This is a genomic window from Sedimenticola hydrogenitrophicus (assembly GCF_029017505.1).
Taxonomy (GTDB): domain Bacteria; phylum Pseudomonadota; class Gammaproteobacteria; order Chromatiales; family Chromatiaceae; genus Sedimenticola; species Sedimenticola hydrogenitrophicus_A.
Genome location: NZ_JAQGEI010000010.1, coordinates 63,568 through 76,347, shown reverse-complemented (window position 1 = coordinate 76,347; position 12,780 = coordinate 63,568). Strand labels below are relative to the sequence as shown.

Below are 12,780 nucleotides of genomic sequence, written 5' to 3'. Positions count from 1 at the left end.
CCGTCACAAGCTTCCTCACTATGGCTAGTCCGTTATTACCAGGGTACTCACGCGGGGCAGGGCAATACGAAAAATCGAACCTTCCCCCGGTGTACTTTTGACACTGATATCACCGCTCAGGCTACGAATATACTCCCGGCTCTCATACACACCGATCCCCATGCCCGTCAGGCCCTTGGTGGAGTCAAAGGGGTGAAAAAGGCGTTGCTTTATGAACTCCTGATCCATGCCGGTGCCATTATCTTCAACCTCTACCACGGCCATATCCCCAGCTTGTACCACACTGATAATAACATGTCCGTCATTGGCTGTGGCATCCTGGGCGTTCTGAATAATATGGCCGAATACCGTCGCCAGCTGCTCCCTGTCCGCCTGGACAAAAAGTGTTTCCAGAGGTGCTCTGAGGAGAGGAGCGGGTTTTCCTGCAGCGTGCGCGGCGGTCACTTCTTCCAGCAGTGAACCCAGGTTGATCCGCTGTGAAGTGTTGCCCCGCATACCGCTCTTCATCTGTTCCATCAAGTTGGTCATGCGCATGACCGAGTTTCTGACCGTGCAGATCACATCATCTATGAATTCCGGCTTATGTTTATGCCGCTCGGCGTTCGATACAATCAGCGACTGTTGCGCAAGGATATTCTTGAGATCATGCACCACGTAGGCGGATAGTCGATTAAATGCCTCGAACTGCCGCGCCTGGGTCAGCGCCTTTTCCGAAAAATGCTGCGCCAGATGGCTGGCCGCCTGTTGACCGGCCATCTTCAGCAGATCCCTGTCCTCCCAGTTGATGGACCGCTGTGACGAGGAGGCGGCAATGACAATGAAGCCAAAAACGCCGTTCTTGAACAGCAGCGGCACAACCAGCCAGGCATTCTGAATTCCAGTCAGCCAGGCGGGTGGCGTGAATCCACCATAAAGATCCGGATTCCTTGCGTACTCCTCCAAGTCAACCAGCCACTGATTCTTCTCCAGAAAGGTGCAGAGCGGGTCATGTTCCGGCGTTATCCCCTGCACCGGTTCGGGCATGTTCAGGCTGCTGGTGAATTCGTATCGGCCGTTGTCGCGCCTGATCCAGAGTGCTCCCCCGCTGCTGTTGACCAGGGCCGACATGGCGCGCAGGATCCTTCCGGGTACCGCATCATCGCTGTCGGCAAGCGTCTGTGTGAACCTCAGCCACTCCTCCCGGTAATCATACTTGTAGTTGAAGAAGTGTTTGCTCAGGAAGACCCTGAGCTTGGCCCGTATGGTCCCGGAAAACAGGATAATAAGAAGCAGCGCCCCGGTGCCACTGAGGAACGCTATCTGCAGTGTGGAACCCCATGAGCCGCCGTAAAAACGGATGTAATAACCCGCCGAGGCCATCACCAACAGGTAAATGCCGGCCCCGATCAGGGTAACGGACTGGAAAACCACGTTGCGGGAGACGTAGATGTCCAGTGACCATTTGGGGTTGCGCGCAACCGAAATCGCGATCAGCGGGACCATCAAACCGTTGACTATGCCCCGGGCATTCCACAGGGCCGGGTTGAGCTGCTTGAACAGGAGGGCATCCGCGAACATGAAGAAGTCATAGGAGAATATGCAGCCGATGCCGATGCAGAGATGCTTGATCGCCCAGCGCTGCTCGAGGGCGGAGTTTCTGAAGAGCTGCTCCAGCAACAACAGGGCGATAATATTAAAGGCGACCCAGATTCCCAGCGTGGCATCATGGCTGACCAGGCCGGCGTTCGCCGTTAGCTTCGCGACCAGGGGAATGACGACCGTAATCACACTGGCAACGACCAGAAAAGCGGTGAACAGGTTTATCGGGGTGACACGCAGCAGGCCGCCCATTTTCTGACTGCTGTTGGACTGGACACTTTTCAACAGAAAGAGGCACCAGAAGGCATCCCGGCCCAACTCCAATAGCTGCAAGATACCGGGGAAAGTTATGAGGCGTAGAACAGAAAGTGCGGAAATTCCCGCCCAGAGAGCGGAAAGAGTGCTGGCCAGGATCAGCAAACGGCCCAGCGAACGGCCCCGCCAGGAGGTGATGAGCAACCCGGTCAGCGCCGCAAAGGCAATAAAAGCAAATAGATAACTGAAGAATCCTATATTCAATGCAGCATACTCTGGTTGTTTTAGGGCCCGCGCAAGGATAATTCCGTAGTACCGAGGGCGTTCCTGGGCCACGCTGGCAAGGCACGCTTTGCAGGCTATGGCAGCTCCCGGCCATCCATGGCCTCCGCGGCATAAGTCCATCCATGGACAAACCTGTTCCCTTGGCAAAAAGCGTAACGCCGCCAGCGGGGTCCAGGGTCGACCGAATACAGGAACTTATTCTTGCACGGGTCCTTAGTTCCGATACAGGGCAAGTTCAGCCGTGCTATAACGGTGGTGCATCATGGTCCCGATTGTACCCCGGTGTCCGGGCGTATTTGAACACCCCGCGGAGCCGGAGGGGAAATAAGGAATCGTCACTCATGTTAGCTTATTCCACTGGCCCCGGGGGGTGTTTGAAAGTACAATCTGCTGGATTATTAACAGCTTGGTTCAAATACCCAGGGCTGATCCACGGCGCGCCCGGAGGCCCCAGGATAGGGCGGCATCAGCAGGGTGAGGTAGGGCTAGAAAATGTCAGTGTTTATGCAAGTTCGGGACGAACTTCGGGACAATCCGCGTACCTGGTTAATCACCGGTGTCGCCGGTTTTATCGGTTCGAATCTTCTGGAAGAGCTGTTGCAGCTCGACCAGACGGTGGTGGGATTGGATAACTTTGCCACCGGTCATCCGCACAATCTGGAAAAAGTCCGTGGCCTGGTCAGTGACACGCAATGGCAACGGTTTACCTTCCATGAACTGGATATCAGGAGCATTGACCAGTGCAGGATAGCCGCTGAGGGGGTTGACTATGTACTGCATCAGGCCGCCCTGGGCAGTGTGCCCCGCTCAATCAACGATCCGTTAACCACCAATGACACCAACAGTAGCGGTTTTCTTAATATGCTGGTTGCGGCCAGGGATGCCGGGGTGAAGCGGTTTATTTACGCGGCCTCTTCCTCGACCTATGGGGATCATCCGGGCCTGCCGAAGCGAGAAGAGCTGATAGGCAAGCCGCTCTCACCTTATGCGGTGACAAAGTATGTCAACGAGTTATATGCGGATGTCTTCGCCCGAACCTACGGCATCGAATCGATTGGTCTGCGTTATTTCAACGTGTTTGGGCCACGTCAGGACCCCAAAGGCGCCTATGCCGCGGTAATCCCGCGCTGGATAGAGGAGCTCTACCGGGGGGTTACCTGCCGCATCAACGGCGATGGTGAGACCTCCAGGGATTTCTGTTTCATCGGCAATACGGTGCAGATGAATCTATTGGCGGCAACCACATCCAATCCGCAGGCAGTGAACCAAGTATACAATGTAGCATACGGTGCCCGTACCACGCTGAACGAGCTTTTCAGCGAAATCAGGAAGCGGCTTGCCCTGCGCCATGAGCGCATCGCCGATGCACAACCGGACTATGTCGAGTTCCGGGCCGGCGATGTCCGGCACTCGCAGGCGGATATATCCAAGGCAGTCGCGCTGCTTGGCTACGCCCCGTCCCACGATCTGCAGCAAGGGCTGGAGGTGACCACCCGCTGGTTTCTGGACGAGTTAGAGGCGGGTGCCTGAAACAGACAATTTTAAAAAATGGACCTGGCTTCACCGGTGAATCCCTCATTATCGAGTCCGAACCGGAAGAGTCGGCTCAGGTCGCCATAATGACCGGCCCGCTGTAACGGGCTCAACAAATATCAGGAATGATGATGGACAAAATTGCAGTCGTAGGTCTTGGTTATGTCGGTTTGCCACTGGCGGTGGCATTTGGTAAAAAACGCGATACGATCGGCTATGACCTGGATGAGAGAAAGCTGACCAATTATCGCAACGGATTCGACCCCAGTGGTGAAGTCGAGCCGGAAGATCTGGCCATTGCCTCCTATCTCGAATATACCAGTGATCCATCACGCCTTGTCGAGGCGTCGATCATCGTGGTGGCGGTACCGACCCCGATCGATCATGCCAGAAAACCTGACCTGGGTCCCGTGATCGGGGCGTGCCGGGCGCTGGCCGCTTACCTCAAGCCCGGGGCAACGGTGGTATTCGAATCCACGGTCTATCCGGGCTGCACGGAAGAGGTCTGCGTACCGATTATCGAACAGATATCCGGTATGCAGTGGGCCGGCCGTGACGGCGCCGACAGCGGTGATCGGCATAGCGGATTCTACATCGGTTACTCGCCCGAACGGATTAATCCCGGAGATAAGGAGAATCGGCTGGAGACCATTGTCAAGGTGGTCTCCGGAGATACACCGATTACCCGGGAGCTGGTCGCCGAACTCTATGAGAGCGTTGTCACGGCTGGAGTCTGCCGTGCCTCCACCATCAAGGTCGCTGAGGCGGCCAAGGTGATCGAGAACACCCAGCGTGATCTGAATATCGCCTTGATGAACGAACTGGCGATGATTTTCCACAAGATGGATATTGATACCATCGATGTGCTTGAGGCCGCCGGTACCAAATGGAATTTCCTGCCATTCCGGCCAGGCCTGGTCGGGGGGCACTGCATCGGGGTTGATCCCTATTACCTGACCTACAAGGCAGAGGCGGTGGGCTATCACCCCCAGGTGATTCTTGCCGGCCGCAAGACCAATGACGGCATGGGCAAATATATTGCCGAGCAGACGGTGAAACGGATGATTCGGGCCGGTCATTCGGTGAATGGCGCCAAGGTGGTCATCCTCGGTCTGACATTCAAGGAAAACTGTCCGGACCTGAGAAATTCCCGGGTTGTGGATATTATCGATGAACTGAAAAGCTACAACGTCGATGTGTATGTGACGGACCCTATGGCCGACCCGGAAGAGGCGGTCCAGGAGTATGGCGTCCAGTTACAGAGTTGGGATCAGCTGCCGCAGGCCCAGGCGGTGGTGCTGGCGGTAGCCCATAGTCAGTATCAGTCGCTCTCGGTAGCGGATTTTGCAGCAATCATGCATCAAGGTGCGGTCGTGATGGATGTGAAATCCAAGCTGGACAGAAGCGCATTCTCCAACGCCGGGATTGAGCTCTGGAGACTCTGACCTATCCGGTCACGCGGCGATATGCGGCAATGGCGAGGGTAGCATCTGATCATTGATCATTTGCTCCAAAACCGAATTGAGCTCGTCCGGGCCGATGAAATGCAGACCTTCCGTCATCCCAAACAGAAGCACCTGGCTGCAGATGAGATTGATCAAACGCGGGATACCGTGGCTGTAGGTGTAAATTACCGGGAAGATCTCATCCGCCAATTGGGGGTCATAATCCCAGCCCACCTGGATTAATCTGTGCCGGATATATTCAGCCGTGCCGCGCTCATCGAGCGGTTCGATGTAGAGCACGGCGTTTACCTGTTGATAAAGCCGTTTAAGGGATTCCGCGAGCACCAGTTCGCGCAGCGGTTCTCTGCCAATGAGAAAAATCTGAATCAGTGGTTCTGATTGCCACCTGAGCTCCATCAGCAGCTCTATCTTGCGCAGCGCTTCATTCTCCAGATTCTGCGCCTCATCAATGATTAACAGGGGACGCCGGCCGAGATTACGCATCTCTGAAAGCCGGGCCTTCAATTCACTGATGATTGTCGTCTCAGCGCCGATCAGTGGGTCGATACCGAAGCTGAAAGCGATCATCCTGATCAGGTCTGTGGATTGCAGCTGAGTGGAGACCAGATCGGCAGTGACAATGGGCTCATTCTGGATGGAGTTGATGAAGTCTCTCAGCAAGGCCGTCTTACCCGTTCCGGGCCTCCCGGTGACAAGCACAATGCCCTCGCCGCGGCGCAACGCATAGAGCATGTAGGTCTTCGCCTGGATGTAGCTGGTATGCCTATAGCCAGGCCTGGTGTTTGGACTGAGCCGGAAGGGGTCCGCTTCCAGGTGATAGAATTTTTCATACATGGTTATATTTATGGCAATGTCTGCCATCCTTGTTATTGATACCGGTCAGCTTTTTTCAGCTTCCCGATACCATGGTTGATCGCTTCCCTGGCAAATTTTCTTTCACATGGGTCCGCTAAGGGCTCGCGCAAGAATAATTTCGCAGTACCGAGGGCGTAACTGGGCCACGCTGGCAAGGCACGCTTTGCAGGCAATGGCCGCTCCCGGCCATCCATGGCCTCTGCGGCATAAGTCCATCCATGGACAAACCCGCTCCCTTGCCAAAAAGCGTAACGCCGCCAGCGGGGTCCAGTGGCAACCGAATACCGGAACTTATTTTTGCGCGAGCCCTAAGCATAGCAGTTGCCTCGCCTGTTGATTATACCCCAGGGATGCACTCTTTTACGGGGCTGCTATCCTGTTTACACGGGGGTGTATTCGTGCTGTGTGGTTCACAGGACTTTATAGCAGTAATTGCCCCAAATAGTTAATACGCTAAATCCTGGAATCTGTATCTGTTCACCTCGGAAGCTATTTCTTAATACGAACGACCTGCATGATTTATGCGCCTGGATTTAACTGGTATGATAAATATCACTCTAATGTACTGTTGTATATATATACGGTAACATACTGATTATCTGTAATTTGATCACATTTTTCCAAACCCGTGCATTGATCCTGTTGTGCTGTTGACCGGAAGAGAGGATGCTGAAGCGATAGCTGATTCAAGAGAGCCCCCCAGTCTTATCGCTACCCGTTGGGAATCGCCACAATAGAGGCATCGAGCGAGGAAAATAGTGATTTAACAACGCGATGGCGTACGCCTGACAAAGGATTGATCGTGTATTATGTATGAGTCTTTCTACAATCTGAAAGCCGAACCGTTCAGGCTGAGCCCTGATCATCGGTTCTGTTTCAGTCATAAGAGTTATGCCAAGGCCAAGGCATATATGCAGTATGCCATCCACAGGGCCGAAGGCTTTGTGATGGTGACCGGTAAACCCGGAACCGGCAAGACCACGCTGGTAAATGACCTGGTTGATGGCTTGTCGCAATCCACGATAGTGGTGGCCACCATCGTTAGCACACAACTCGAGGCGGATGATCTGCTTCGGCTTGTGGCATGCAATTTCGGACTCGATATCGATGCCCCGAACAAGGCGGTTGTGCTTCAGGGTCTCTCCGTGCGACTGCGGCGCTTCCATGAAGAGGGCACCCGGGCACTGCTGATTATCGATGAAGCACAGGACCTCTCCGCTTCGGCACTGGAAGAGCTCCGGCTATTAACCAACCTGCAACTGAATAATCAGCCGTTGCTGCAGATCTTTCTTATCGGCCAGGAAAATCTGCGTGATCTGATCCAGAAACCGAGTATGGAGCAGGTTCACCAGCGTCTCGTGGCCGCCTGCCATCTTGACTCACTGAGCGAGCCGGACACAAAGGCCTACATCCGACATCGCCTGGAGCGTGTCGGCTGGAGGGATGATCCGACGATCGATGAGGGTGTGTACCCGCTTGTGTTCCAGTTCAGTAAGGGTGTTCCGAGAAGAATTAACCTTATATGCAGCCGTTTCTTACTCCACGGTTGCGTGGAGGAAAAGCATCGCATCCGTGCCGCCGATGTAAGAACCGTGGTGCAAGAGCTGCAACTCGAGCAGTTGGCGCCGGCGGGCTTCGAAGCGGAACTGCCCTCCCTGATGGATGATGAAGAGTCGGACCTGCAGCCGGGTACGGATAATAACCCGCCGACAGCGCCGCTGATTGAGCGGACCGAACCTGATCTGGCCAAAACGGACCGGGCGGCCCGGAAAACCTCGGTCGCGACCACACCACTATCCCGCCCCCAACCGCGGGACGATGAGATTCCCCATTTCTGCTCGCTCGAGGAACAGACCAAGCGGGAAGGGAGTCATTCTCCCGATCAGACCCAGAGCACCGAAGAGGATGTAATCCAGGAGAATTATTTCTCGCTCGGCGATACCCTGGACCTGCCTTCCGAGCCGATACCTATCCGCCAACCCGTTGAATCACTTGTCGTCGAACAAGGTTATGGTGACCGGTTTGCCAAGGCGCAGCGGGAGAAAATGACCGCCGATCCAAGGACCCACTATTACAACGAATATCAGGCGCGCGCCCATCCCCGTGGTAACGCCGGCCGAAAGCGGAGTTTACTGGGCATAACGCTGCTGTTTATGTTCATACTCGTTGTGGCATCGATAACGCTCTACGTGATTCGTCCGCCACTGTTTCAAGACAGTATAGAAAGGCTTGAACAGAAAATCGGTGACGCCATATCCAGCCGGAGTGAACAGGCGGCGCTCACTCCGGACCGGAAACCGGCCAATACCAACAGCAACGATAATACTGCGAAGTATTTAGAGGCGACGGGCCTGGTCACGCAGGATGAGGCGGCACAACCCGCGGAGAGAGTCCGCGAGACGGCTCCGCGATTGTCCGGCGATCCCCCTGGCAACCAGATAGCACGCGACACCCCGCGAAACGACCGGGTGATCGACGAGCAAAAAAAAACGGCGCCGGTAGTTGAGCAAAGCGCTGTTTCCGCTACACCTGCCAATAGCGAAACCGCCCAGCATACCGACAATTCCGCACCGCCGAATCTGCATCCGATGGTCGATACCCCGGCGCCAATCATCCCCGTCGCGCTGGCACCCGAGGAAACCGGGCAAGCCGTCCCGGAGCTACCGATTCCGATCACACAAACCACTGTGCGGGTAGTGGAAGAGGAAACGGAAGAACCCGTTATGGCAGCAACACCCACGGCGGGTGATCCGCTTCCCATGGACGGTGCGTCGCCAGCACCCGCCGATGAACCGGCCTCGCCGGTAACGGTGGATTCTATTATTGATCAGGCCGCCATCAACGGCCGGATGAGCCAGGAGACGGTATCGACCTCGTACCCACCGCCGAAGCGCAAGGATATCCCGCGCACACCCACCAACGACCGCATACTCTACCATGAGCAAACTCGGGAGACGGCCGGGCTCCCGGCTGAACAGGCCAGCGGGCAGCGACCGGAGCGACAGGTACTCTTCAACAGCAACAGCACTGCGATTGGAGAGGAGTATGTCGGCCAGTTGTCCGAGGTGGTGGAGTGGTTGAAACGACACACCGAGGATACGGCCCGGATCATCGGATATGCGGATAACAGCGGGAACCGCTATTATAATCTGGAACTTTCGTTCAAGCGTGCTGACGCCGTAGCCGCCTATCTCGAAAAAAAAAACATTGCCAAAAGCCGGCTCCATGTTGAAGGACGCGGCGTTTATCCGGTGCTGAGAAGTCGCTCCGATAATAGAGCAAGAGCACGACACATGCAGCGGCTTGTGAAGATAGTCATAGTCCCACCGGTTAACTGAGCCGTCACCCATGTATGTTCCTGCACAATTCCTCCCTCCATTCAGATACCCGAGGTAGGGTGGCGCGTGATTTGGCATGAATAGAGTGTCAGCCGATGTTTTGCCAAAGTACCGACAACTGGTGACCGATTACGAATCGGCGACGCGGGATCACCTGAAGAACAGCCTCGCCCGGATGTTTTCCGAGGTCGAGCCCACGATGATCGATTTCGCCAGCAAAGCGGAAACGGATAACGCCCAGGTGCGTTTTTTTGACGCCATCAGTCATATACGCAACCTGAGCGGGGTCGTCACGCGGAACTACTTCGACACCCTGACAACAGGTTTCGGGGAGTTTATCAGCGGCCGGCCGATTCACTACCCCAAACCGATTATCGAGACGGATAGTGCCGGTCTGATCGGCATAGTTGATGATAATGACCTGGAGGTGCACATCGCCACCCAGGCGATGATCGAGAAATCGAAAAATAAACATTACCAGTCACTCTATCAGCTTGGCCAACGGCTGGCGGTTATCCGCCAGGGCAGGAGACTCGCACGACCCGATATTCCCGCCAGTCCAGACCATCTCGCGATAACCTTCCAGAGCGTCGCGGCCGATTTTGCCCTGGAGCATAAGCTGCTGCTCATACTCTACGTCCTGTTCGAGAAGCGTGTGCTGGGGAATGTCGGCACATTGTATGTGGAGATCAACCGCCTGTTTTCCGATGCCGGAATCTACCCCAATCTGACCCCCATGGTTAGCCTGATCCAAGGCAAATCGGAGAAGCGCCACAGGCGGGTATCGACCGAGACAAAAGCGCGAAGCTCAACCGATACGGAGTTTCTGCCGGCTGTCCGTAGCGCGCCGTTGACCAATAAGGATTTTGCCATCGGGGCGGAGGTTTTCCGGTCAATACTTTCGCTATTGACGGAGCGGCTCAAAACCGACCCGCGCTTTAAAAACCATCCGGAATATCGTCCGGGCGGCAACCTGGCACAGCTCAGAAGCAAGCCGGATCTGGTGCGGGCGATCAACCAGCTCGATACGCCAAGGCATTTGGACATGGGCCTGTATGCAACCGCCACGGCGGCTGCGGCGACGGCGGCCGATCGCAACGTTGCAACGATTGATTACCTGCAACAGCGGATTGCCGATGAACGGGAGGTCATCTACAGGAGCCTGGATACCAATACCATCCCGACTGCCGATCTGGATACCATAGAACTGGTCGGCATGCTGTTCGAACATGTGCTTGACGATCAGGATCTGGCCAGTATCACCAAGGCGCTGATTTGTCACCTGCACACGCCGTACCTGAAAGTGGCTATTCTCGATCAGGAGTTCCTGTCCAATCCTGAGCATATCGCCAGAAAACTGCTGAATCTGGTAGTGAATGGCGGTCGCCGTTGGGTCGATGAAAACAGTCTTGACGCAGGTATTTATCACACCATGCGTGACATGATTCAGACCATCATGGGTGATTTCAAGGATGACGTTTCAATATTTGAAAAGTTCCATGACGAGTTCCTCGATCACCTGCAGGCACTGGAACATAAAACAAAAATACTCGAGGAGCGGACCAGGGAGGCCACTCAGGGCAAGGACCGGCTGGAGTATTCCCGATTGCGCGCCGATGCGGTCTTGCGACAGCAATGCGCCGGGGTGCGGTTCCAGCCGGTTCTCTGGGGCTTTCTGTCCTCGGTCTGGAAAAACTACATGACCCTGCTGCTGTTGCGGGATCAGAAGATCGAACAACAAAGACAGTGGCGAACGGTCCTGATGGTGATTAACAGTATCATCAAACTGAATAACGCCTATGTGGATGCCCGCACGGGGGAGTGGCTGAAGCATGCCTGGCCGGGATTGAGGAAAAATATCGAGTCGGGGCTCGAATTTCTCGGCGATAACACTCCTTCGGAGTATATCGCCCTGCGTGAGGCGGTCCAGGGACTCCTGCAGGGGAGGGTGGCGGTAGCCGTTGAGACGGTGGCCGTCCGTTCCGACACGGTTGCCAATGTTCATGCTGAGGAAACGGCGCACTCGAAAAGATTAGTGGCATACCGGGTGGAGGTGCAAAAAAGCGATATCGGCACCTGGTTTGAATTCACCGCGCCGGATGGTAAGCTGCTTCGCGTCAAGAAGTCCTGGTATAGCCCGATAACCAATAATCACATGTTCATCGATCGCTTCGGCTTCAAGGCCTTTATGCTGTCCACGGATGAGCTGGTCAAGCGGCTGGACAACGGGACAGTACGCATTATTACGCCCAACCGGTACCCGTTCGTTGATCAGACCCTGAAGAGGATCTACAGTCTGTTGCGGGCCGGGAAGGCTATCTCCGCTGTTGGTGACTGAATGCGTTACGGTAATGCTGGGGTGAGATACCGGTTTTACGCTTGAACAACTTCATAAACGAACTGCTGTCTTCATAACCTACACTCTGGGTAACTAGTTCAACCGGCATCCGGCTGGATTCCAGGATTTTTTTCGCCATCTCTATCCGCAGTGACTGAAGGTAGGCGAGGGGCGTATCCCCCGTCGCCTGCTTGAACCGTCGCTTGAAGGTTCGGGAACTCATGCCAAAGCGTTCACCCAGCCGATCGATACTGATCTTCTCCGCCAGGTGAGCCTCCATCCACAGCTGGGCGGCGAGGACCGCTGCATCCTGGTGGTACTTCTGGTCCTGGCTGGTAGTGTACGGCGCCTGGGAGTGCTGCTTCCTCTCGATTACCAGCGCCTTGGCGGTCTGCACCGCAACGTCATGCCCGAAGTGCTGTTCAACGAGAAACAGGGAGAGGTCCAGCCAGGCGCTGCCGCCCCCGGCGCACAACAGATCTATCTCGTTGGTAATGAGCTGTTCCGGCCTGAGTCTTACCCGCGGGTAACGCTCGCGGAAGCGCTCCACATAGCCCCAGTGGGTGGTCGCCCGCTTACCATCCAGCAGGCCGGTTTCAGCCAACAGAAAACTGCCGGTGCAGCTGCTGACAATCTGGCTACCGTTGCCGTGCATCTCCCGCAGCCAGGTGATGGCCGCGGCATTGTTTTCCAGCGTCCTGTCGATATCGGCACCGATGGGCGGGATAAATATGATATCGCTCTCGCTTATTGCCGTGATGGCGGCATCCGGCTGCAGCGAGAGGCGATTCAGACAGCGAACCGCATGACCATCCTGTGACGCCAGTTGTACCTGGAAGCACGGAGCTGAAGTGGTTTCCTGAATCCTGTTCCAGGTAACCCCGACCAAGCTGAACAGATCCAGTACCCCGGTGATGACGGAGGAGAAGGCATAATCAAAGCAGTACAGGGTGATTTTTTTCATCGGGCAGCCGTCATGGCATTAATCGCCAGTAAATTGTCATAAGTGACAATTGCACAGAGCAGCCAAGGATGCAATTCTTTGCACAGTGTAACTACTCGCCCGGTCTGTAAGTGATTGGCCTGCCTTGTTGGCCGATCTTGATGGCGCCTCGAATCCGGCTCCTTTTTC

The 12,780-nt window shown here is 55.3% G+C and carries 7 protein-coding genes; 4 read left to right on the top strand and 3 right to left on the bottom strand.

Features of this window, described 5'->3' with window-relative positions:
• Window positions 1-24: 24 nt before the first annotated feature.
• Entirely contained in the window at window positions 25-2,169 is a 2,145-nt protein-coding gene (gene prsK / locus O9K64_RS08095; RefSeq protein WP_275097573.1) for an XrtA/PEP-CTERM system histidine kinase PrsK, read from the bottom strand.
• A 453-nt stretch (window positions 2,170-2,622) separates the two neighbouring features.
• Here prsK and O9K64_RS08090 point away from each other — a divergent pair, with 453 nt between their 5' ends.
• A complete protein-coding gene (locus O9K64_RS08090; protein ID WP_275097572.1) occupies window positions 2,623-3,648 on the top strand; it encodes an SDR family oxidoreductase in 1,026 nt (341 codons plus the stop codon).
• Window positions 3,649-3,779: 131 nt separating this feature from the next.
• Entirely contained in the window at window positions 3,780-5,096 is a 1,317-nt protein-coding gene (locus O9K64_RS08085; RefSeq protein WP_335342256.1) for a nucleotide sugar dehydrogenase, read from the top strand.
• A 9-nt stretch (window positions 5,097-5,105) separates the two neighbouring features.
• Here the strand turns inward: O9K64_RS08085 and O9K64_RS08080 are convergent, their stop codons facing one another.
• Window positions 5,106-5,951 (bottom strand): ExeA family protein, encoded by an 846-nt coding sequence (locus O9K64_RS08080; RefSeq protein WP_275097570.1) that lies wholly within the window; start codon window positions 5,949-5,951, stop codon window positions 5,106-5,108.
• Window positions 5,952-6,781: 830 nt separating this feature from the next.
• Between O9K64_RS08080 and O9K64_RS08075 the strand changes: the two genes are divergently transcribed.
• Window positions 6,782-9,310, top strand: coding sequence for an AAA family ATPase (locus O9K64_RS08075; RefSeq protein WP_275097569.1), 2,529 nt, complete (start codon window positions 6,782-6,784; stop codon window positions 9,308-9,310).
• 76 nt (window positions 9,311-9,386) lie between these two features.
• Complete coding sequence (locus tag O9K64_RS08070) at window positions 9,387-11,648, top strand: DUF1631 family protein (RefSeq protein WP_275097568.1); 2,262 nt, start codon at window positions 9,387-9,389, stop codon at window positions 11,646-11,648.
• Here the strand turns inward: O9K64_RS08070 and O9K64_RS08065 are convergent.
• The gene (locus tag O9K64_RS08065) at window positions 11,626-12,612 is read right to left on the bottom strand and encodes a GlxA family transcriptional regulator (RefSeq protein ID WP_275097567.1); all 987 of its coding nucleotides are present in this window, start codon (window positions 12,610-12,612) and stop codon (window positions 11,626-11,628) included. The genes O9K64_RS08070 and O9K64_RS08065 overlap by 23 nt on opposite strands.
• Window positions 12,613-12,780: the final 168 nt, after the last annotated feature.

Excerpts from the sequence above, each read along its gene's own strand:
- O9K64_RS08090 (WP_275097572.1), top strand. The coding sequence starts at position 2,623 with ATGCAAGTTCGGGACGAACTTCGGGACAATCCGCGTACCTGGTTAATC.
- O9K64_RS08085 (WP_335342256.1), top strand. The coding sequence starts at position 3,780 with ATGATGGACAAAATTGCAGTCGTAGGTCTTGGTTATGTCGGTTTGCCA.
- O9K64_RS08080 (WP_275097570.1), bottom strand. The coding sequence starts at position 5,951 with ATGTATGAAAAATTCTATCACCTGGAAGCGGACCCCTTCCGGCTCAGT.
- O9K64_RS08075 (WP_275097569.1), top strand. The coding sequence starts at position 6,782 with ATGTATGAGTCTTTCTACAATCTGAAAGCCGAACCGTTCAGGCTGAGC.
- O9K64_RS08070 (WP_275097568.1), top strand. The coding sequence starts at position 9,387 with ATGAATAGAGTGTCAGCCGATGTTTTGCCAAAGTACCGACAACTGGTG.
- O9K64_RS08065 (WP_275097567.1), bottom strand. The coding sequence starts at position 12,612 with ATGAAAAAAATCACCCTGTACTGCTTTGATTATGCCTTCTCCTCCGTC.